Raw genomic sequence first — 22,842 nt, 5'->3', positions numbered from 1 at the left:
GATTAATATTCTACTCCACGGTCACGCTTTTTGCAAGGTTTCTCGGCTGGTCTATGTCGGTGCCTTTCAGTGCGGCTATATGATATGCCAGAATTTGCAGCGGAATAGTATAAAGAATTGGGCTGAGAACTTCGGCAGACGCCGGTATTTTAATAAGATCAGATATCCCGTCTATATCCGGTTCGTAATCAGCCACCGCTATGACTTTACCGCCTCTGGCCTTTATTTCTTCTATATTAGATATTGTTTTAGGCGCAAGCATATTATTGGACAGAAGAAACAGCACCGGCATGTTTTCATCGACTAAAGCTATAGGTCCGTGCTTCATTTCTCCGGCAGGATAACCTTCCGCATGAATATATGAAATTTCTTTTAATTTTAAAGCGCCTTCAAGAGCTATCGGATATAATATTCCTCTGCCGAGATATAAAAAATTTGTATTTTTATAATATTGTTTTGCTATTTCTTTTATCGAATCGTTTAAAAATAAAATTTGCTCCGCTTTCTTTGGAAGATTCACTATTTCCTCTAAAAAATTAACTCCGTTCAAATTTTTTCTTGCAACGGAAGCAGTATCTTTAATCTCTTTAATGTGCAAAGCCAAAAGCAAGCCGCACATTATCTGAGTCGTAAATGCTTTAGTAGAAGCTACGCCTATCTCTGGACCGGCGTGCGTATATATTACTCCTTTGTCCGACATTGTAGTTATCTGCGAACCGGGAACGTTAGTTATGGAAAGTATGCCTGCTTTTTTTTCTTTTGCAATCTCAAGAGCGCTGTTAGTGTCGGCAGTTTCGCCGGATTGTGAAATACCGATAAAAATATCGTTTTTTGAAACGGGAAAATTTTCATATCTAAATTCGGAACCGTATTCGACTATTACGGGAATACCGCAAAGCGTTTCGGTAATATATTTGATTACAAGACCGGCGTAATAAGAAGAGCCGCAAGCCGTAATAATTATTCTGCCTGCTTTATCGATATCTTTCTTTGTCAATCTTACGTCTTCCAGCATAATTTTAAATCCGGAAAAGAAGGAATCCGATTTATTTGAATCGACGGCTGAGCCGTCGTTCTTTACCGAAATTATGCGGGAAGAAAAAGCATCCAAAAGACATGAAGGCTGTTCGAATATTTCTTTCTGCATAAAATGAGAAAAGCCGGTTTTAACCGCTCTCGACGCATCCCAGTCTATTTTCGTAACGGTTTTATTTAACGGTTTGCCTTTAAAATCCGTCAATTTAAGCAAGCCGTCTTTAAAATATGCTATTTCTGAATTTTTTAAATATATAACTTCGTCGGAATACTGAATAAGAGGCGAAACGTCGCTTGCAAAATAAATTTCTTTATCTTTATTCACCATAACTAAAGGCGGTCCATATTTTACGGCGCATATGCTTTTTTCATCGGCATTCATCGCCAAAAAAGCAAAAGCGCCCGAAAGATCCAGCGAAGCAAGCCTGACGGCTTCGTAAAAAGTTTTAGCTCCGCTTTTTATATAATCTTCTATTAAGTGGGCAATTACTTCGGAATCGGTAGGAGTAATAAATTTATGTCCTTTACCTATAAGTTTATTTTTTAAAACTAGATAATTTTCTATTATTCCGTTATGCACTATAGCTATATTTCCGGAACAGTCTAAATGGGGATGGGCATTATCGTCGGTAGGTCTGCCGTGCGTAGCCCACCTAATATGGCCTATCGCAATACTGGATTTAACGGGTTTAATACAGCTTAACTCGGCCGAAAGATTAACGAGTTTGCCTGATTTTTTAATAGATTTTATTTTATCGTCTGTTTCATCGTAATATGCAACGCCTGAAGAATCGTACCCCCTGTATTCCAAGCTTTTAAGTCCGTTTAAAACTATATCTACGGAACTTTCGCAGTTTCCCTGCTTGGAACGGACATTGCCGTCGCCTGAAAAACCTATTATACCGCACATACCCTTAAGTCTCCCTTTTTTTATTTTTTAAATTAAAGAAATATTGTTCAAGTTTTAAAGTTTTATTTTTAAAATTTTCAGTCTTTTTCAGTCTTTTTTCCAGCTTGTTTTCTCAAAACCCAGCCTTCGATATTTTTTTGAGGCGCTCTGGAAATTGCAAGCGCGCCTTCGGGAACGCTTTTAGTTACTGTAGTTCCCGAACCGACGTATGAATTTTTACCGACCTTGACAGGCGCGACAAGCTGAGAATCCGAGCCTATAAAACATCCGTCTTCAATCTCCGTAATATGCTTTTTTTCTCCGTCGTAATTGCATGTTATGACGCCTGCGCCTATATTAACGTTTTCGCCTATAACGGAATCTCCAATGTAGCTAAGATGGGACGCTTTGGAGTTTCTGCCTATAGAAGATTTTTTAATCTCTACGAAATTGCCTATTTTTGCGCCTTCTGATATTTTTGTTTCCGGTCTTATTCTTGCAAAAGGGCCTATTTGCGCATTATTCATTATGACCGCATTTTCTATAACGCTGTAGCTCTTTATAGTAGCATTATCCATGATATGAGAATTTTTTATTACGCATCCTTTTTCTAAAACCACATTTTTCATTATATTAGTCTTTCCGGAAATAAAAACGTCAGGATAAACAATCGATGCCTCGCCTATTTCAACGTTATAACCTATATAAATATTTTCGTCGGATATAAAATCGACGCCTTTTTCGATAAGATTTTTAATAAGTCTTTTCTGCATTATCTTTTGCGCATTAAGAAGATCGTATTTAGAGTTAACGCCTGCGCATTCTTCCTCGTCGCCCGCTTTAAAACATAAAGTTTTTAATCCTGCACCATAAAATATATCGACTATATCGGTAAAATAAAACTCTTTTTTTCTGTTATTAGGTTTAATTTCGTTAATAAACTGCTTTAAAAGATTTAGTTTTACGATGTAAACTCCCGAATTAATTTCTTTTATAAGAGCGGTTTTTTTAGGATAATCGCATAATTCTTTCTCTTCTATTATTTTTTCCACACGACCATTTTTATCCCTCAAAATTCTACCGTATGAATATGGATTTTTGACATCGACCGACATAACCGTTAAGTCGGCATTATTAGATATATGAAATTTTACTGTTTCTGCAAAAGTTTCGTCGGTTATTAACGGCATATCGCAAGGCAAAATAATTACGTCCGTTTCTTTTTCATCGTCCTTAAAAACTTCCAGCCCTTTTTTGACTGCATCTCCGGTTCCTAGATATTGCTCTTGAACGGCAAATTCGAACAAAATATTTTTCGCTTTGAATCTTGCTTCATTTTCTATATATTGCCTTACCAAATCTCCTTTATGTCCTATCACGGTTATTATTCTATCTATTTTAGCTTTTATGCCGCCAAAGTTTTCGCTATATTCGTCGAAAGATTCGCTATTAAATTTTTCACCGGCGTCTATTAACGATTTTATAGCATAAAATATTAGCGGATTTTCAAGCAAACCGGAAAGCGCCTTAGGATTTTCGGATTTCATCCTTGTCCCCAAGCCCCCCGCTAAAATAATAACTCCTAAATTTTTAACTTGATTTTCATTTATCATATTTCTAATTCTAATATTATATAAAATTATTTAAAAAACCTGCATAAAATATTTTTAAAATGATTAATAACACACACGACTTTAAATAATTTATTCGTCGTTTCCATGCCTGAATACGTCGAGGAGGGTCGAATAACCGTAAGTCGTTTTTATAGGAAATGCTATCGACAAGAATACTATAAAGGCAGAAACTATTAAACCGGCTATAAGCAGATAAATATTTTTATATTCGATAAATATAAGCGCGGAAATTATTCCTATAAATCCTCCGGTAACTGCGGCAATCAATCTTTTTATTACATGTATTAAAAAATTCTCGAGAGCCGATATATTGGTAGGATGTATTTTAACCCTGAAATTTTCGGAATAGGCGGCATGCATAAGCCTTCTTGTGTCGTTAAAAAATTCTTTAATCTGGTTAAATCCGTTTTTAATAAAAGATATCGGGGAAAAAGTTTTTCCGAGTTCGGTTTGTTTTATATATCTTTTGGCTACCGGAATAATATCCTTTACTAAGTTGTAAGAAGGATTATAGGCAGTCCCTATGCCTTCAAGCAGAGCCGCCGTTTTAAAGATATACACTAGGTTTTGCGGAAGTTCAAATGGAAAAGCATAAAAACTCTTCATTATTTCGGTTATTATAACTTGTATCTTTTTGCCGGAAATATCTTTTTGGCTTAAAACTTTGTATAGTTTAGCCGCCATACTTTCTAAAAGCTGGCGCGAAACTTCTTTGTTTATAATACCGAGCGCATAATATGCATCGATTATTCCGGGAATATCTTCCCTGACTCCGGCAAGGACGGCTTTAATAAGATTTTCCTTAGTATCTTCCGTCATATGAATGACGAGTCCAAAGTCCAGCATAACTATTTTGCCTTCTTCATTAACCAGAATATTGCCTGGATGCGGGTCGGCATGAACTATTCCAGACACTAATGCCTGATAAATATAAAATTCTATAAGTTTATCTATTATTGATTTAGGTTCGAGACCGAATTCCCTAATTTTCTTAAAGTTGGTTATTTTAGTGCCTATATGAAAATCCATAACCAAAACATTTTTTGAAGTTAATTCGGAATATGTTTTTGGTATTATGATAAAACCTAATTCTTTTTCTATCTTCTTAAATTCTTTTATATTTTTTGCTTCATGTTTTAAATCCATTTCTTCGTAAATAGTAACGCTAAACTCCCTTAAAACCGTCGAGATAGAATGAATAGATTTATTCTGCGGAAAAAAAATTTTCAACAGATTTAAAACGCTCCTTAAGGTTTTTATATCTATCGAAACATTTTTTTCTATATCAGGTCTTATTACTTTTACTATAACGTCTTTACCATTATAAACAGCGGAATAAACCTGCGCTACGGATGCCGCCGCGAGAGGTTTCTCGTTAAATTTTTCAAATATTTCGTCAATATTTTTTCCGAAATCTTTTTCAATTATAGGTTTAATTTTAATAAACGAAACGGGCGGAACTTCATCTTGCAAGGTCGATAAGGCTTCTAAATAAGCAGAAGGTAAAAAGTCGGCTCTCGTGGATATAACCTGAGCCAGTTTAATAAAGGTAGGACCTAATGAAGCAATTATGCGTGTCAGCCATTTCGCGGACTTTAAGTGGTATTTTTGACTTAAAGTCCGCCTGCCTCCAAAAATAACAAACCTTTTTTGAGTAAATAGTATAAATAAGATAAACGGTAAAGCTTTAAAAAATATATAAAGATTTCTTTTAATCAATAGTAATTTCCCGTAGAGATTATAGTTACGGTATTAGAACCAGAATTAACGACGAAACAGTAATGCCCTTCCGGCGAGATTCTGACGGCGGACGGATAATTTCCTACTTTAATGGTTTTAACGACTTCATCTTTTGCAATATTTATTATACTTAATGTAGATGCCTGAGTATTTATAACGTAAAGATATCTTCCGTCCGGAGTAATAGCTTCCGCAGTCGGCCCTTTGCCTGTATAAACCGTAGCAAGTTTCCCAAAAGGCTTAGGAACGTAATTTGACGGAGGCGTCGTATAAACCGGAGCAGGAGCAGGGGCCGTTATAGCAGCCGCAGCTTCTGTAGGCGTTTGACCGGGAACTCCTGAAACGGGAGTACTTACAGTCACGGGAGAAGGCGGGGCTATCTTAGCGTAAACGGTATTCGTCTTCTTTATCCTTATAAAAGCCGCGCTTGCCGCACGGGTTACCGTTACCAAAGCTGCGCTGCCGTCCGGAGCGACAGATACATTTATAGGCCCGGAAGGCATATTAATAGTTTTGATATGATTAAAATGAACGGCATTATATATAGTAACTGCCATATTTTGATAATTTACTACAAATAGCATCATTCCGTCTGGAGTTAAAGCTACGGATGAAGGATCGGACAATGTCTTAATTTTTTTGACCAGCGCAAAATTCTTTTCGTTATATACGTAAATTTTATTTTTCTTGCCAGATGCCACATAAAAATATTTTACCGGTGCCCCCGACGGAGAAAAAGCAACGGAAGTAGGATTCAATCCGGTATGTATATTTCTTACAACCGAAAATGTAGATACGTTTATTATCGAAATAGACGAACCGCCGGCATTAGTTACTATTATTATCTTTCCGTTCGGAGAAATTGCGATTCCCTGAGGTTCTTTTCCGACTCTTATTCTCTTGATAACGGCATTTTGAACGGTATTTATAACGTCTACGTCGTTATCGTGTATATTCGTTACGAACGCGTATCTGGAGTCATGCGTAAAAACTATATTTAAGGGCGTTCCTCCGGTATGGATATTTAAAGCTTTAGTTAATGTCGACATATTTAAAAGGCTTACGTTGCCGGAAGCCGTATTTGAAACATAAGCAAAAGTCAGCGAAGGGGCAATAGCGACCCCTGTCGGATGGACTCCGACCTTTATTGCAGCTACGACCCCTTTAGTGGCCATACTCACTACGGATACCGTATCGTCGTCGGCATTGGTCACGAGGGCATAATTTCCGTTAGAAGAAAAAGAAACTCCGTAAGGCATATTGCCTACCGGTATGTTCCTTGTCAGTCTGGGAGTAAGAAATGCATGCGCCGAAGACGTATTGATAAAAACGGTTAAACATAAAAAAAACATCGCTAAAACATAATACTTTAACTTTGACATAAATACACCCGTTATTAAAAGTTTAAATTTATTTGCTCGATTCAAATATTTTGCTAAGTTATTTTATTTATTAAGTATTTTTTTAAATTCATCCTCGTTTATTATATTAAGATTAAGTTTTACGGCTTTATCGTACTTCGAACCAGGATCGGAACCGGCGACCACGTAATCCAACTTCTTTTTAATCGTCTTTTCTATGATGCCTCCCGCCGCCTTTACTATATTTTCAGCTTCTCCTCTAGTAAAATCTTTAAGAGTTCCGGTAAAAATAAAACTTTTTCCGTAAACGGCACCGTTTTCGTTTCTGCTTTGAACTTTTGCTTTATAAGGAGAAACGCCCGCATTGAAAAGTCTTTTTATGACCTCGACGTTAGAATCCAATCTAAAAAAATTATAAATAGACCTGCCTATTTCTTCTCCTATTCCATACTTGGAAGACAGCTCTTCTGTATCCGCTTTTTTTATACCTTCTATATCGCCGAAATACCTGACTAATAAATCGGCTATATGCTCTCCGACGTGTCTTATGCCGAGCGCATAAACAAATCTATCATATGATATATTTTTAGATTTTTCAATAGAATTAAAAAGATTTTCTTCCGACTTTTCCCCAAAACCTTCAAGCCCGCTTAAATCTCCGCGCTTTAAATAATAAATATCTGCGACATTTTTTATTAAACCTTTTTCCACTAACTTATCGACTATTTTTTCGCCGAGTCCTTCTATGTCCATAGCTCTTTTCGATGCAAAATGAACGATAGCCCCCTTAATCTGGCATGGGCATGCAAGTTCATTCATGCATCTGTGGGCTGCGCCGTCTATAACGACCGAAGAACCGCAACATGGACAAGACTCAGGCAGTTTAAACGCTCCGTTATGTCTGCCTTTCGATATTACTTTAACCACCTCGGGAATAACGTCTCCAGACCTTTCTACAAGAACTTTATCGCCTATATTTATATTTTTCTTGTCTATTTCATCCTGATTATGAAGCGTAGCCCTCTTGACTACTACTCCGCCGATATTAACCGGTTTTAAAATAGCGACCGGAGTTAAAATACCCGTCCTTCCAACAGAAACTTCTATATCGATTATGTCCGATGTTTCCTGCTTAGCCAAGAATTTATAGGCGATAGCCCACCTTGGGCTTTTAGATATTTCGCCAAGTTTTTTTTGAAGTCCGATATCGTTTACTTTTATAACTATGCCGTCAATTTCAAAAGGCAGAGATTCTCTTATTTCTGCTATATCGTCAAAAAAATTTACCGCTCCCGATATACCTTTTACCAATTTTATTTTTTTATTTATGTTAATGCCTGCGGTTTTTAAAAAATTCATCATCTCGAACTGCGTATTAAAATCGGACACGTCTTTTATGGAATAATCGCCGACCCCGTAAGCAAACATTATAAGATTTCGTTTCTTTGTTATATCTGGGTCTAACTGCCTTATACTGCCCGAAGCGGCGTTTCTTGGATTCGCAAACAGGCTTAAACCTTCTTTTAATCTTTCTTCGTTAAGGCTTTTGAAAGATTTTTTATCCATCAAAACTTCTCCGCGCACCTCTATATATTCTATATCTTTTAAAAGTTTTAACGGTATCGTATTTATAGTTCTTAAGTTTGCTGTTACGTCTTCTCCGATAACGCCGTCGCCTCTGGTAGAACCTTGAACGAAAAAGCCGTTTTTATAAACAATTTCAACGGCAAGTCCGTCAAATTTGAGTTCGCATTCATAATCTATATTTTCTGCCGCCTCATATCCAAGGAATCTTTTTACTTTTGCGTCGAATTCTAAAACTTCTTCACGCGAATAAGCATTATCCAAGGATAGCATAGGGACGTTATGCTTAACCTGGCTGAATTTTTCGCTAACCGCGCCGCCGACTCTCTTGGAGGGTGAATCCTGCCTTACGAATTGAGGATATTTTCGCTCAAGATCCGATAATTCGCGCATAAGTTTGTCGAATTCAAAGTCGGAAATAACGGGATCTTCAAGCATATAATACCTGTAATTGTGATAGTTCAAGGCATCGGTAAGCTCTGCTATTCTTTGCTTTGCTTTTTCTTCCGTAATTTTACTTGCTGTATCGTCAAAATCGGAACTTTTCTTCATATATGTTGGTTAATTATAAAGAAAATTATAAACATAATAATTTGCCAAAACTCTTTTAACGTAAGTCCTTGTTTGATTAAACGGTATAAGTTCTATAAAAAGAGGCATTGCATCATTTTTTAAAAGATTGTTTTTCCAGTATGAAACGGCTCCCGGTCCTGCATTATAAGAAGCTATGGCAAGATATTTTTTTCCGTTAAACTGATCGAGAAGGGTCTTCAAATAATATGAGCCGAAACTTATATTTATATGCTTGCTGTATAGCATGGAAGGATTAAAATTATAGCAGCCGGTATGGCTTGCTATATAGTAACCGGTGGACGGAATAATCTGCATAAGACCTATTGCGTTTGCGCCGGAATAACATATGGGATTATAAAGGCTTTCCTGCCTCATTATGCCGTATATTAAATCTACCGGGATACCGTACTTTGAAGAGTATTTTTCTACATAGCCGTAATAAGGCTTTGGATAAAGAATTTCTAAAAATTTTTTATTTAAGAGCAATTGCCTATAATCGTCATTTTTAAAAATTAAAGTGAAAGCAATGTTAATGGCCGACCCGTAATATCCTTTTTTATAAAGTAAATATATCAAAAAAACGTCGAAATTTTTATTATTATCATTCATTAACGCTATTTTCCGCAGTTCTATATAAGAAAGAGAATAAATATTTAGATTCAAAAGCGCTTTTAATCTCTTAAATCTTAAATTTAAGGCATAATTATTATTTATTGCTTTTTTAAATTCGGATGCATATTTCAAAGATACAATGCTATAACTGCGGATATCGCCATTGTTCAAGACTTCCGAAGAGTAATCTGCGGCGCCGGTTATTCTGCTGACAAATATGTCCGACATAATACCGTAATAAGAATACCTTAAAATCCTCGAAGCTCTTATCAAATTAAAATAAAAAAGGGCTCTTTTTTTATAGCCTAATTTTTCAAGTATAATGCCGTACCAGAATAGAAATCTTGCCGTGTTTTGGTTTACGGAATCGTCTATAATAAAAAAAGACTTAAGCCTTTTTGCCGCGCTCAATAATTCCCCTGATTTCAGATCGTTTAAAATGCGACTCCACAAAATATTCCCGTAAATATTTTTAAGCCTTCGGTTAAGAAATCCATATTTCTCCGATATAGAGTTTAAAATTAAAAACGTTTTTTGAGTTTGCCCGCTAATGTAATAATAACGGGCTTTCAAATCTAGTATTTTTAAATTTTTTACTCCGTAATATTCATAGCATGATTTATTTTTTTCGTATTTTAAACATTTATCAACTTTATCTAAAAACAAAGAACTTTTAATATTCATCAAATCTTTCAAAATGATTAATTTTGCTTTTTTGTCTTTTAAAGCGACCGTCTTTAGTATGGCAATAGATTCTGTATAATAGGAATCATAATATAAATCTTCTCCACGTTTAATTTTTTCGGATAAATTTAAAAAAGCATTTTTTATTTTTATATGATGAATTTTGCAAAAGTAAGGGTAATCTATATAAAGCCGCTTTAAATATTTATCCGCAAGCTTATAATCTTTCAGCTTCGCATATGCTTTATATACATCGTACATTGCAAAAGAACGTACGGACGATTTTTTTGAACGTGCAATAATATATTTAAAATGGGATATTTCTGAAACATAGTTTCCCGTTTTTTCTTCAGATATAGCCAAATAAAAAATAGTGTTTTTATAAAAAACGAAATTAGGATAAGAAATTGATAGTTTCATTAGAACATAATCCGCTTTTCCGTATTCTTTAAGATTGATAAAAGACAACCCCTGATAATAAAGCGCAAAATTACCGAGCGTTTTACCTCCCCTGTGCAAATAAAGCCAAAATTCTCCAGCAGCAGTTTTATATCTGCCGGAAACAAAACTGTTAAAAGCTTTTTTAAAAACGCCTTCGTTATTGTAATTGAGATAAGGTTTTGAATTTTTACTTAAATAATCGACAAAAGAAAAAGCATAATCTGAAAAACAACAGTTAAGCAGGACGACGGCAAACAATATATAAGCTAATAAACTCGCTTTTTTCATAATTAAAAATTAAAATAACCGCTAAAAACTTCTTCGGCTGGACCGACCATATATATGCCTTTATTTATATCTCCCGATATTTTAAGCGTTCCGCCGTATAAATTAACCTTAAGCTCCTTTTCGCCCAAGTCTATTTTGCCGGTTTTTTTTATGACCGAATAAACTGCGCATGCGCCTGTACCGCACGCCAGAGTTTCGCCTGAGCCTCTTTCCCATGTTCTTACTATCACGTTTCCGTCGTCGAGCAGTTGAACAAACTCTATATTGACCCGATTAGGAAACATAGTATCGTTTTCTATAATATGTCCGTAATAATGAACATCAAAATTTTTTACGTCATCTACGAAAGTAACGCAATGCGGATTACCCATTGAAACGCAGGATACGGTAAAGTTCTTATTCTTTACGTTTATTTTTTCGTTGATGATTTCCGTTTTTTGAAAAATTGCCGGAATTTTACTTGCCTCAAACTCTGGAATACCCATAAAAACCTTTGCTTCTTTTACCGTGCCCGTTCCTTCCGCCAAAAAAACTTCCACCGTTTTAACTCCCGCAAGAGTTTCGATATTTATAATCTTTTTATCCGTAAGATGCTTATCGTAAACATATTTTGCAAAGCATCTTATTCCGTTGCCGCACATTTCTCCTTCAGAACCGTCTGCATTAAACATCCTCATTCTAAAATCCGGCTTAACCCCAAACTCTTCATTTGACGAAGGAGGCAAAATTATTATAATGCCGTCTGAACCAACTCCAAAATGCCTATCGCTGATTTTCTCCGAGAGTTCGTTATAGAAATTATTACTATACGTATTACCGACAACACAGGCAGGAATATCGTTAATGCCGTCTATATAAAGATAGTCGTTGCCGGCTCCATGAAGTTTCGTAAATTTTATTTTCATTGTTTTTCTTTTTTTAAAATCCTCCTTAGCGATGTGTTTCCCGTAGTCGTAAAACTATGGCTTATAACTATTCCGTTTTTAATAACTATATATAATTTTTCTTTAAATTTTCTCGTCGAAGTAGTAAGAATTTCATTTCCTAAATGAACGTATTTTTTATATCTGAATCTGTATTTATAAGTAACCACGCCGGGTTTAAAAGGATTTTTCTTTATAGAATAAGGCGGTCCGAACATGGAAATTATCTGCGATTTTGTCGTCGTTCCGTTTATTATTTTATCTACATTGGAAGTCGATATGGGTTTGCCCGTAATATCGCGCGTAGTCGCGCAACCCGTTAGCATTAAACCTGAAATAAAAATAACGGATAAAAATAAAATAATTACCTTAAGTTGCTTGTAAGCGTTCATTGTAAAGACCTCTTTAAAATTTAATTAATAATAAATATACATAGATTATATTAGCATTTTTGAGCTTTTTTTTAAAGGAAAAGGTGTCAAAAATAAAATCTGACACCTTTTCCTGCGAATTCCGTCCTTCCAATTTGTTACGGCGACAGAATTGAATTCCCTCACAGTACTATTTCTCAGTCGAATATCTGGGGTCGAGGGCATTTCTGACTGCTTCACCGACTAAATTAAAACTTAGGACGGTAAGTAAAATTGCAATACCCGGAAACAGCGTCAGCCACCATGCTACCATTATATAGGTTTTCCCTCGCGAAAGCATTCCTCCCCAACTAGGCGTAGGCGGCATAATACCAATCCCGAGAAAAGCTAAAGACGCCTGTATTAAGATTGCTCCGGCTATTCCAAGCGTTGCCGAAACTAAAATAGGAGCGACGACGTTCGGTAAAATTTCGATAAACATAATATAGAGGTCTGAAGCTCCCGCCGCTTTAGCCGATAGGACATAGTCTTTTTCCCTGTTTTGCATAAATTCTGCCCTGATTATTCTGGCGACGCCCATCCATGAAGTTAAGCCTATTATAATCATAATGTTTATGATAGAGGGTCTTAAAATCGCGCTTACCGCAAGAATAAGAAAAAAAGACGGGAAGGTCAGCATGATATCGACGAATCTCATTAGAAAACCGTCCGTCAAACCGGCATAATACCCAGCAAAAGCGCCTATAATTATCCCTATAAAAAGAGATATGGAAACCGATATAAAACCTACTTCTACGGAAATTCTAGAACCGTAAATGAGTCTTGAAAAAACGTCGCGTCCAAGCTGATCGGTTCCAAGGATATGCGCAAAACTCGGCGGCTGAAGTATTGCGTTTACGTTTATTTTATCCGGATTGTACGGAGATATATAAGGCGCAAATACGGCTGCCAGAATAATAAGCAAAATAAAAATCAAAGAGTATAAGGCGAGTTTATTTTTTTTAAAAGCGTTTATTATTTCGTTCATGATTTAAATCAAATTTTTAATTTTAATTATCGAATATTATAATATATAATATAGCTTTATAAAAATAAAATTTTTTTTAGGGCAACGCTCACGTCATGGGAATATATATTATAAAACGAATTTTTTTTATGATACCTATTTTAATAGGAATCACTTTAATATCATTTTTCGTTATACACCTTGCGCCGGGCAACCCCCTTACCGAACAGTTGGGTTTAAATCCGAAGGTTTCGGCTGCTTCGAGGGAGATGCTCTCAAAACTTTACGGTTTAAACAAACCTCTTTTAACCCAGTATTACGAATGGCTTAAACGGATAGTCACGCTTAATTTCGGGGTTTCTTTTACCGCAAACCATGAACCGGTCATTACCGAAATAAAAAGAACTATAGGCATAACTATTATTATAAACTCTCTTGCTATGTTTTTTATATTCCTATTTTCTATTCCTCTGGGGGTTATGTCGGCGGTTAAGCACGATTCCATCTTCGATAAAATTACCACGGTATTGGTTTTTATCGGTTTTGCGGCGCCGTCTTTCTGGGTCGCTCTTCTTTTAATTATTTTTTTCGGAATAGATTTGCACATACTGCCTATAGGAGGTATAACCTCTGCCGGTTATAATTTTCTTCCCTGGTGGGGCAAAATCGCAAATATAGCAAAGCATCTCGTCATGCCCGTATTCGTCGCCGGGTTCGGAGGTATTGCCGGACTTTCCAGATATTTGAAGGGCAATATGCTTGAAGTTTACAGGCAGGATTATATTCTGACTGCAAGAGCTAAAGGGCTTAAAGAACGGACGGTAATATACAAGCATGCCATGAAAAACGCCCTTATTCCTTTTATAACAATACTAGGGTTAAGCGTTCCGGGACTTATAGGAGGAAGCGTTATCATAGAAACTATTTTCGATATAAACGGAATGGGCAGGCTTTTCTATCAGAGCGTCCTTGCGCGAGACTATCCGACTATAATGGGAATACTCGTAATAGGCGCGGTACTTACTCTTATCGGCAACCTTTTGGCCGACATCGCTTATGCTCTCGTCGATCCAAGACTTCGAAAATAGAAAAAGTCAGATTTTGAGAAAAAGGTGTCAGATTTTATTTTCCGCAGACGAAATATTCAATTTATATAAAAAGATATTTGCGGAAAATTAATCTGACACCTTTTTCGATAGCACTATTGTTACGCAGCTAAAAACCCGCAAACGCAGTCAGGAGTAAAAGAATAAATAAATCTGACACCTTTATCCTTATCTTTATCCGTGACACCTTTATCCGTTTATCCGTATGCGTAAAATTAATCTGACACCTTTTTCTTAAGACTTCGCAAATAAATAAGCCGGCTAATTAGTCGGCATTTTCTTTGTTTTTATGCAAATCTTTACCGAAGAACATATATACGGTCGGTACTATAAATATAGTTAAAAACGTACCTATGCCGAGTCCTGCGGCTATAACCAAACCTATATCAAACCTGCTGACAGCGCCTGCCCCGGAAGCGAGAAGCAACGGTATGACGCCGAAAACCATAGCAAAAGTAGTCATCAGTATAGGCCTTAACCTTATAGATGCCGCCTGCTCTATTGCGGTTCGTTTATCCATGCCTTCTTTCTGCAAATCGTTTGCAAACTTTGTAATAAGAATGCCGTGTTTACTTACGAGACCTATAAGAGTAACAAGTCCTACTTCCGTATAAATATTAATAGTCGCAAAACCTAAACTTAAAAATATTAACGCTCCGGTAATAGACATGGGAACGCTTATCAATATAATAACCGGGTCCACAAAACTGTCGAACAGAGCGGCAAGAACAAGATAAATAATAATCAGGGAAAAGAAAAAAGTTACGATCATAGCAGAACCTTGCTGAACGAACTGACGAGACTGACCGGCAAAATTATACGAAAAACCTTTAGGGAAAATCTTTTTTGACGCTTTTTCAAGGAAACTTAACGCCTGTCCTATAGTAACTCCCGGTTTGGGTATAGCAGAAATAGTGACGGAATTGAGCTGATCGAACTGGTTTAACGATTCCGGTACAGTAACGGTTTTAAAGCTTACAAAACTGGAAAGCGGTACCATATTGCCGTTTGAAGCCTTAATGTAATAATTTTTTAACAAATTTTGGTCAAACCTGTATTTTTGGATTACCTGAGGTATAACCTTATAGCTGTAACCGTCCATTTCAAACCAGTTTACATATTTTTCGCTCAACATAGTAGAAAGCGTATCGCCTATCGTAGCCATATTAATACCCATACTCTGCGCCTTATTTCTATTTATGATAATTTTTATCTGCGGTTCATCGTACTTTAGGTCTTTGTCCATATACAAAAACAGCCCGCTCTTCATGGCTTTTTGTTCGAGCTTAATAGCAACGCTTCTCATTTCAAGATAATTATCCGTAGATGTTATAACAAACATAACTGGAAGACCCTGCGAACCCGGAAGGCTCGGAAGCGCAAACGCCGCAAGTTGTAAACCCGTTATAGAATTTAGTTTTTCCTGTACCATAGGGGTAAGCTGCATCTGGGTTAATTTTCTCTGACTCCACGGTTTAAGAATCATACCCGATATTAAGGTATTATTGCCTGAAGCTCCCAATGCCATAAAATACCTGTTCATCTGAGGAAAAGAATCATAAATATGCCCTATCTGTTTTGCGTAATGTTTTAAATTTTTATAAGTCGAAGTGGGCGACGCCGTACCTTGTACGAAAATGACGCCTTGATCTTCCGTGGGGGCAAGTTCGCTTTTTGTGGTAACAAACAAAAAATATGCGGCGGTTAAAACGACTATTATAACCAGCGCTACCACCGGTTTGTAATCAAGAACGCCGTGAAGTATTTTTAAATATATATTTTTTATTTTTTCAAAAGTTACGTCGAGAAAATGGGTAAGCCCTTTTTTACCCATCCCCTCTTTTAAAAATTTAGACGTCATCATAGGAGAAAGAGTTAGGGCTAAAATTCCGGAAATAAGCACCGCTCCGGCAAGAGTAAAGGCAAATTCGGTAAATAATGCTCCTGTAAGACCGCCCATAAAACCTATCGGGAGAAAAACTGCCACTAAAGTGATAGACATAGCAATAATAGGCACGCCGAGCTCTTTTGCCGCAATAATAGCCGCGTCGAAAGGTTTTTTACCTTCTTCGATATGACGACTGACGTTTTCGACTACTATAATAGCATCGTCCACGACCAAGCCTATAGCAAGGACAAATGCGAGAAGCGTTAAGAGATTGATAGAATAATTAAGATAATACATTATGAACAGGTCGCCTATAATCGATAAGGGTATAGCTATTACCGGAATAACAACGCTTCTTGCAGAACCGAGAAATAAAAATATAACTATTATAACTATTATAAGGGTTTCTACGACCGTTTTAATAACTTCGTTAATAGAACTGCTTATAAAAATAGTTCTGTTAAACGCAATCCTAAGTTTCATATGAGCAGGCAGCTGTTTTCTTAACGAAGGAATCATACCTGTAAGTTTTTTTACTACGGTCAACGGATTTGCGGTAGGGGTAGTAAAAATACCCATAACAACGGCTCTTTTACCGTTCATTATGTTTCCGGCGTCATTGCTTACGGCTCCCATTTCTACCGTTCCTATATCTTTAACCCTTATCAAAGTGCCGTCGTCGTCGGCAACGACTAAATTTCTAAACTGTTTAACGGTTTTAAGCATAGTGTCTGCCGAAATATTAACTTGAATGTAATTTCCTTTTGTGTAACCGTTAGAAGCTATATAATTATTATTTTCAAGGGCGCTTGATACTTCCGTCGGCGTAACGTTAAATTCCGCCATTTTTTTTGGGTTGAGCCATATCCTCATGCCGAACTGTTTATTGCCGTTAATCTGAACCTGGCCGACTCCGCTTACCGCCTGAATTTTAGGCTGGACCGCCCTGGTTAAATAATCCGTAATCTGAGAACTTGACAGCGTATTAGAGGTAAATGCCAGATATAAATAAGCAAGATTGGTAACACTAGTCTTTGTAATAACGGGAAGTTGCGACTGCTTGGGCAGCTGATTTAGTACGGAATTAACCTGTGAAAGCACCTCGGCAAGAGCGGCATTAGGGCTAAAGTTTAATTTCATAAAAACCTGGATAGTGCTTACGCCTTCGGTGCTAGTCGAAGTCATATAATCTATACCTTCAGAAGAAGCAATAGCTCTCTCCAAAGGCATTGTAATAAACCCCTGCACTACCTGCGCGCTTGCGCCGGGATATGCCGTCTGAACGGTAATAAGGGTATCTTTTACTTTCGGATACTCCCTTAACGTCAATTCGGAAAGAGATCTCGCTCCAAGTATAAATATAACGAGGCTTATGACTATTGCAAAAACCGGTCGCTGAATAAATATGTCTGTAAAACCTTTCTTTTTTTGCGGATTTATTTCGTTCATTTAATTACCTTTTATCTATGTATTTTGCTATTTTTTTAATTTTGTTTTTGTTTTTTTATTAACTTCGGCTTCGTTTTTTATAACTACGGGTATGCCGTTTTTCAGTTTTACCTGCCCTGCCGTAACGACTTTTTCTCCGGCTTTTAAGCCTTTAAGTATAACTACGACTCCGTTTCTTTCTTCTCCAGCCTTAACATAATCCGTTTTTACGATATTTACGCCTTTTCTCTTAACGACTACATAAACGAAATCGCCGTATGGATTATAAGTTACCGCAGTCGCCGGAACCGTTACGACGTTATGTATAATGGGCAGAAAAACTCTTCCGGTCACGAACATTCCCGGCCTTAAATACATTCCCTTATTGTTTACGACAACTCTTGCGGTAATATTGCGGGAAACGGTATTTACGTCTATGCTTATAGTTTTTATTCTGCCGTAAAAGATTTTATTATATGAATCTAACTTAATCTTAACTTTTTGATTTACCTTTAAACTATGCAAATCGTTTTGCGGCATCGTAAAATCTATATAAATCGGGTTGATAGAATAAAGAGGTATTATATTTGCCCCTGGTTTTATGTACTGACCGAGATTTACAGAACTTGAATTTCTAATCCCCACTATTCCGGAAAAAGGCGCCCTTATAGTCATATCGGCTATGGTTACTTCCGACTGTGCGATTTGCGCTTCGTTCTGCCTTAATGTAGAGAGCATAGATATATACGATGCTTTAGAAACGGCATTTTGAGCATAAGCTTTTTTGTACTGCTCATAGTTAAATTTATCGGCTATAAACTGTGATTTATATTGTCTTAACTGAGCAACCTGAAGTGAATCGTCGAGAGTAACCAAAACCTGATTTTTGCGAACAAATTCTCCCGACTTAAAATATATGCCGTTGACCTGCCCTGCAACCTGCGTCGTTACGTTAACCGAATTTATAGCGGATACGTTGCCTATAGTATGTATATAAGGCTGCCAGTCTCCTATTTTAGAAACGGCTACCGACACCGAAACCGGCGGATATTTTCTTGTTTTCATAAATTGTTCAATTTTGTAATCTTTATATGCTTTGTATACGAATATTCCTCCGAAAATAACTATAAGAACAAGCAAAACTATTATGAAACGCTTAATCATATCAATACCTTTAATTTTAAAATAGATTATTAAATTATAAAATTTTTTAATTGACAATATGACTTTATAGTCAGTATAATTAGAATATAATAAATTTAAAATTCAGTCAATAAAAAACTACATAAAAAAAAATAAACTTAAACTATAAAAAATTATGAAAATTAAAAAAACTTTACTATTATTTTTTTTAACGGCTTTCGGGTCTATGTTTGTTCTCAGCGGATGCAGCTTGTTTACGCATCCAAAAAAAATTACGGTTAAAATTCCCAAGAAATTTAAATATGCGTTAAATAACGTAAATTTTAAAATAAAAAACGACTGGTGGAAAAATTTTAAAAGCAATGAACTTGACAATTTAGTATCAAAGGCGTTAAAAAACAATTTAAATTATATAATAGCTATAAAAAATATACAGGTAGCAAAAACATATGTTTCGCAAAATGAATCCAATCTGTTCCCAACCGTCAATTTTAGCTATGAAGCTACAAGAAATAAAATGGGCTATGAAACTTCCATATTTTCCGGAGGATCTTCTTCAGGTTCTAGCCCGACTATTATCTATAATCTAAATCAGGCAGGTTTAAGCACTTCATATGAATTAGATGTCTGGAACCAGGTAAATAATGCCGTTAAACAGGCAAAAGCTAACGTTTCCGTATCTAAGGAAGACGCCGACGTAGTAAAACTAACCCTTATAAGCAACGTTGCACAGGCCTATTTTCAAATACAGGCTTTAAAGGAATCCATTGTTAACTTAAAAAAAGAATATAAAGCGGAAAAAGAGATTTTAAAACTTTATGAAGTGCAGTATAAAGACGGCCTTATAAATGCAGAGCCTATAGTAAATACAAAAACAAACCTTGAAATTTTAAGAACCGAACTTAACGACTCTATAAAGCAAAAAGATATTACGCAAAATACGCTTGCATATTATCTTGGAAAATTTCCGGAAAATTTTAAGTTGTCAGTTAAGACAAACATAAAAAACGTTTTAAATTTTAACGACAACCGTTATTTTAAGTTAATACCGCCGAATATTCCGTCGGAAATTTTAACGCAAAGACCGGATGTTAAAGAAGCGGAATATAACGTTCTTGCATATGCTTATGCCAAAAAAGAAAGCCTCGCCAATTTTTTTCCGGTATTTAATCTTACAGGAAATTACGGATACGCAAGCCCAAGTTTAAATAATTTTATTACCGATGCAAACAGCGTTTGGAATTTCGGATTAGACATTCTTGCGCCGATATTTAACTATAAAACAAATATAAGCATATATAAAAGGTCTAAACTGCAATATCAGCAGGCAGTATTGAACTACAGAAATACCATAATAAACGCATTCAGCGAAACCGACAGCGACCTTGCAGATTTTCAGAAAGATATGCAAACATTGAAAAGTTATGAAAAAAATTACCATTATGCCCTAAAACTTTTCAATATTTATAAAGTGCAGTATAAAACGGGAATTTCTTCTAAAATAACTTATCTTACCTATAAAGAAAATTTACTTAATTCAGAGTACAACCTCATCAATCAAAATTTATTGGTTAAAGAAGATGTTATAAACGTTTACAATGCTCTCGGCATGGGATTAAAAGATTAATACTCCGGCAAATTCCTTAAATCTTTGCCAAGGTCCATGTAAAGTAAAAGTTCCATAATTTTTTGGGCATGGTCTGCAAACCTTTCATACTTGCGCGCTATAAAGATATAGGTTATATTATTTTCCAAAGTATTTAAATTTTTTATCGAATTATTTATTATATCCACGACTATCTTATGCGAAAGTAAGTCTATAACGTTTTCGTCTTTTATAATGACGTCTTTAAGCCCTAAATTTTCTTTAACGCCGTCCGAAAACATCTTTATGGCCATTTTAAGCATCTCGTCGTCCCTTCCCGCAACATCTTCAAAATATGAATAAACGCATTTAAATTGTTCCGAAAATGAGGGTCCGTCCGTAAGTTTTAACCCAATTTGGCATATCGAAGCGCATAAATCTCCCATTCTTTCAAGATCGGTTATTATTTTCATGGTGGTTGTTATAAACATTAAGTCCGCCGCCTCAGGCTGGTATAGAGCAAGCAGTTTTATACAACTTTCGTTAATGCCCACTTCAAGCGAATTAACTTTTAAATCGTTTTTAATAGTTTGTTCCGCAAGGTTTTTATCTCTTTCAAATAAAAATTTAGTTGCGCTACTTAACTGACTTACAACTATTTCTCCCATCTCAACGACACTGTGTTTCAATTTCATCAACTCATTATCTAAAATATTCACTGCAACCCCTCTTTTTATATTTATTTTTAATATCTGCTTGTTATAAAGTTTTCCGTTCTTTTGTCTTTAGGTCTGGTAAAGAAATTCCCCGATTCGTCGAATTCAATAAGCTCTCCGTCTAAAAAAAACCCGCTGTAATCTGAAATTCTGCCGGACTGTTGAACGTTGTGACTGACGACTATTATGGTATAATATTTCTTAAATGAATTAATTAAATCAAGTATAATACTGGTTGAAACAGGGTCAAGGTATGCCGTCGGTTCATCCATTAATAATATTGAGGGATTGGTTGCTATCGCCCTTGCAATGCATAATCTCTGCTGCTGCCCTCCCGAAAGAGATAAAGCAGATTTATTAAGTTTATCTTTGACTTCATCGTAAAGACCTGCATATTTAAGGCACTTTTCTACCCTTTCTACAATAAAATCCTTATTTTTTATGCCGTGAATTTTTAATCCGAAAGCGACGTTTTCAAATATAGATTTAGGAAACGGGTTAGGGTTTTGAAATACCATACCTATATTTCGTCTCAATTCCACAACGTCAACCGATTTATCATATATATTTTTTCCGCCTATCAAAACTTCGCCTGTAAGTCTGGCGCCCTCCGTATAATCATTCATCCTGTTGAGCGTCCTTAAAAAAGTAGATTTGCCGCAACCCGAAGGGCCTAAAAGCGTGCATACGGAATTTTTTTTAAAATAAAGATTTATAGATTTTAGAAGATGATAATTACCATAATAAAAATTTAAATCCTTTACGTTTACTATTATATTGTCTTTATCGCCGTCAACAGAATTTATCGGCTTTAAGTCATTTTTATCATTTGGCATAAAATTATTATTCCTTTTTTTTGTTTTTATAATATATATAATTTATAGAATAAATTTTTTAACTAAATAGTTTATCAGCCTCAATCCTATATCTAATAAAAATATAAACATCAATAAAACTACCGAAGCCGCTTCTGCTTTATAATGCAGTATTCTTGAAGGTTCATGAATATATATAAATATCAGCATAGCCATGTCTCCTACCGCTCCTCCAGAGCCCGTAACTCCGGTAGGCAGACCTGTATTATAATAATTTGTAAATAAAAGCGGCGCCGTCTGTCCGATTATATTCATAACTCCGAGCAGTATTCCTATAAATATGCCGCCAAGAGCCGCCTTCAGTATGACCGATTTTGTAGCCTGAAATTTAGTTGCCCCAAGAGCAAGAGCGCCTTCTATGTAACTTGCAGGAATCTGATTAATCGCCTGTTCTGTAAGAAGCACTATAATAGGCGTCATTATAAAACCAAGCGTAAATCCTCCTGCAAGAGCCGAAAATCCAAAATGAAAACCAAAACCGGCATTAGTGGAAAATATATAAAATCCCACGATACCCCATACTATAGAGGGTATTCCTATCATAAGTTCATTCAAAAGCCTTAAAAAAAAGTTTGTTCTTTTTTTTCCAAAAAGAGATAAATATAAACCTGCCCCGACTCCTATGGGAATTGCAAAAATAGAAGCTATTACTACAAGATATACGTCGCCTATAATGGCGTTTAATATACCGCCCTCTGCGCCGATAGGAAAACCCGTAGGCAAAGTAGATATAAAATTCCAGTTAAGATATTTATATCCTATGGCGATAGCTTTATAAATAATATGAAAAACCGGAAAAGCTCCGATTATAAATGCTGCCGTCGCAAAAAGAAATGCAATATTATTATATATTTTTTTTCTTTTAAGATAACCTTTATCTATCGGAAAAACCGGGTCATGTAATTGTTGTTCCATTATAGGATAATTAATTAAATTATTTATTGATATAATATGTAAGCG

Annotated in this window: 16 protein-coding genes; 2 read left to right on the top strand and 14 right to left on the bottom strand. The window is 35.9% G+C overall.

Translation table 11 applies throughout. From position 1 onward, the window contains the following. Positions 1 to 10: 10 nt before the first annotated feature. From glmS to EVJ48_05250, 9 genes are all read right to left on the bottom strand, one after another. On the bottom strand, positions 11 to 1,945 hold the full coding sequence (gene glmS / locus EVJ48_05290; GenBank protein RZV39129.1) for a glutamine--fructose-6-phosphate transaminase (isomerizing): 1,935 nt from the start codon (positions 1,943 to 1,945) through the stop codon (positions 11 to 13). A gap of 77 nt (positions 1,946 to 2,022) precedes the next feature. Continuing rightward, positions 2,023 to 3,537 carry a UDP-N-acetylglucosamine diphosphorylase/glucosamine-1-phosphate N-acetyltransferase gene (gene glmU / locus EVJ48_05285; GenBank protein RZV39128.1) on the bottom strand — a complete coding sequence of 505 codons (1,515 nt, stop codon included), beginning with the start codon at positions 3,535 to 3,537 and terminating at the stop codon, positions 2,023 to 2,025. Between the two features lie 90 nt (positions 3,538 to 3,627). Continuing rightward, positions 3,628 to 5,277: an AarF/ABC1/UbiB kinase family protein gene (locus EVJ48_05280; GenBank protein RZV39127.1), complete on the bottom strand. Its 1,650-nt coding sequence runs from the start codon at positions 5,275 to 5,277 to the stop codon at positions 3,628 to 3,630. Further along, positions 5,274 to 6,680, bottom strand: coding sequence for a hypothetical protein (locus EVJ48_05275; protein ID RZV39126.1), 1,407 nt, complete (start codon positions 6,678 to 6,680; stop codon positions 5,274 to 5,276). Before EVJ48_05275 ends, EVJ48_05280 begins: the two co-directional genes overlap by 4 nt. Positions 6,681 to 6,743: 63 nt before the next feature. Beyond that, entirely contained in the window at positions 6,744 to 8,795 is a 2,052-nt protein-coding gene (gene ligA, locus EVJ48_05270) for an NAD-dependent DNA ligase LigA (protein RZV39125.1), read from the bottom strand. 9 nt (positions 8,796 to 8,804) lie between these two features. Then, positions 8,805 to 10,841 carry a lytic transglycosylase domain-containing protein gene (locus tag EVJ48_05265; GenBank protein ID RZV39124.1) on the bottom strand — a complete coding sequence of 679 codons (2,037 nt, stop codon included), beginning with the start codon at positions 10,839 to 10,841 and terminating at the stop codon, positions 8,805 to 8,807. 2 nt (positions 10,842 to 10,843) lie between these two features. Further along, positions 10,844 to 11,740, bottom strand: a complete 897-nt coding sequence (locus EVJ48_05260; protein ID RZV39171.1) for a diaminopimelate epimerase — start codon at positions 11,738 to 11,740, stop codon at positions 10,844 to 10,846. Positions 11,741 to 11,742: 2 nt separating this feature from the next. Beyond that, on the bottom strand, positions 11,743 to 12,156 hold the full coding sequence (locus EVJ48_05255; protein RZV39123.1) for a hypothetical protein: 414 nt from the start codon (positions 12,154 to 12,156) through the stop codon (positions 11,743 to 11,745). Between the two features lie 169 nt (positions 12,157 to 12,325). Further along, entirely contained in the window at positions 12,326 to 13,162 is an 837-nt protein-coding gene (locus EVJ48_05250; protein RZV39122.1) for an ABC transporter permease, read from the bottom strand. A 95-nt stretch (positions 13,163 to 13,257) separates the two neighbouring features. On the opposite strand from EVJ48_05250, the gene EVJ48_05245 reads away from it, so the two are divergent. Next, positions 13,258 to 14,229: an ABC transporter permease gene (locus EVJ48_05245; protein ID RZV39121.1), complete on the top strand. Its 972-nt coding sequence runs from the start codon at positions 13,258 to 13,260 to the stop codon at positions 14,227 to 14,229. A 283-nt stretch (positions 14,230 to 14,512) separates the two neighbouring features. On the opposite strand, the gene EVJ48_05240 is transcribed toward EVJ48_05245, so the two are convergent. Together EVJ48_05240 and EVJ48_05235 are read right to left on the bottom strand one after the other, a co-directional pair. Beyond that, positions 14,513 to 17,584 (bottom strand): multidrug efflux protein, encoded by a 3,072-nt coding sequence (locus EVJ48_05240; GenBank protein RZV39120.1) that lies wholly within the window; start codon positions 17,582 to 17,584, stop codon positions 14,513 to 14,515. Between the two features lie 27 nt (positions 17,585 to 17,611). Next, entirely contained in the window at positions 17,612 to 18,727 is a 1,116-nt protein-coding gene (locus EVJ48_05235) for an efflux RND transporter periplasmic adaptor subunit (GenBank protein ID RZV39119.1), read from the bottom strand. Positions 18,728 to 18,881: 154 nt separating this feature from the next. Between EVJ48_05235 and EVJ48_05230 the strand changes: the two genes are divergently transcribed. Next, a complete protein-coding gene (locus tag EVJ48_05230) occupies positions 18,882 to 20,333 on the top strand; it encodes a TolC family protein (protein RZV39118.1) in 1,452 nt (483 codons plus the stop codon). Here EVJ48_05230 and phoU read toward each other — a convergent pair. Genes phoU through EVJ48_05215 form a run of 3 tightly spaced genes read right to left on the bottom strand, consistent with a single transcriptional unit; the run spans position 20,330 to position 22,797 of the window. After that, entirely contained in the window at positions 20,330 to 21,010 is a 681-nt protein-coding gene (phoU, locus tag EVJ48_05225; GenBank protein ID RZV39117.1) for a phosphate signaling complex protein PhoU, read from the bottom strand. The genes EVJ48_05230 and phoU overlap by 4 nt on opposite strands. Before the next feature lie 26 nt (positions 21,011 to 21,036). Beyond that, the gene (gene pstB, locus EVJ48_05220; protein ID RZV39116.1) at positions 21,037 to 21,843 is read right to left on the bottom strand and encodes a phosphate ABC transporter ATP-binding protein; all 807 of its coding nucleotides are present in this window, start codon (positions 21,841 to 21,843) and stop codon (positions 21,037 to 21,039) included. Between the two features lie 42 nt (positions 21,844 to 21,885). After that, entirely contained in the window at positions 21,886 to 22,797 is a 912-nt protein-coding gene (locus EVJ48_05215; protein ID RZV39115.1) for an ABC transporter permease subunit, read from the bottom strand. Positions 22,798 to 22,842 lie beyond the last annotated feature (45 nt).

It is taken from the genome of Candidatus Acidulodesulfobacterium acidiphilum (assembly GCA_008534395.1).
In the GTDB taxonomy this organism is placed as follows: Bacteria; SZUA-79; SZUA-79; order Acidulodesulfobacterales; family Acidulodesulfobacteraceae; genus Acidulodesulfobacterium_A; species Acidulodesulfobacterium_A acidiphilum.
Note: the sequence above shows the minus strand (reverse complement) of the source record. Positions and strands in the feature narration are given on the sequence as shown.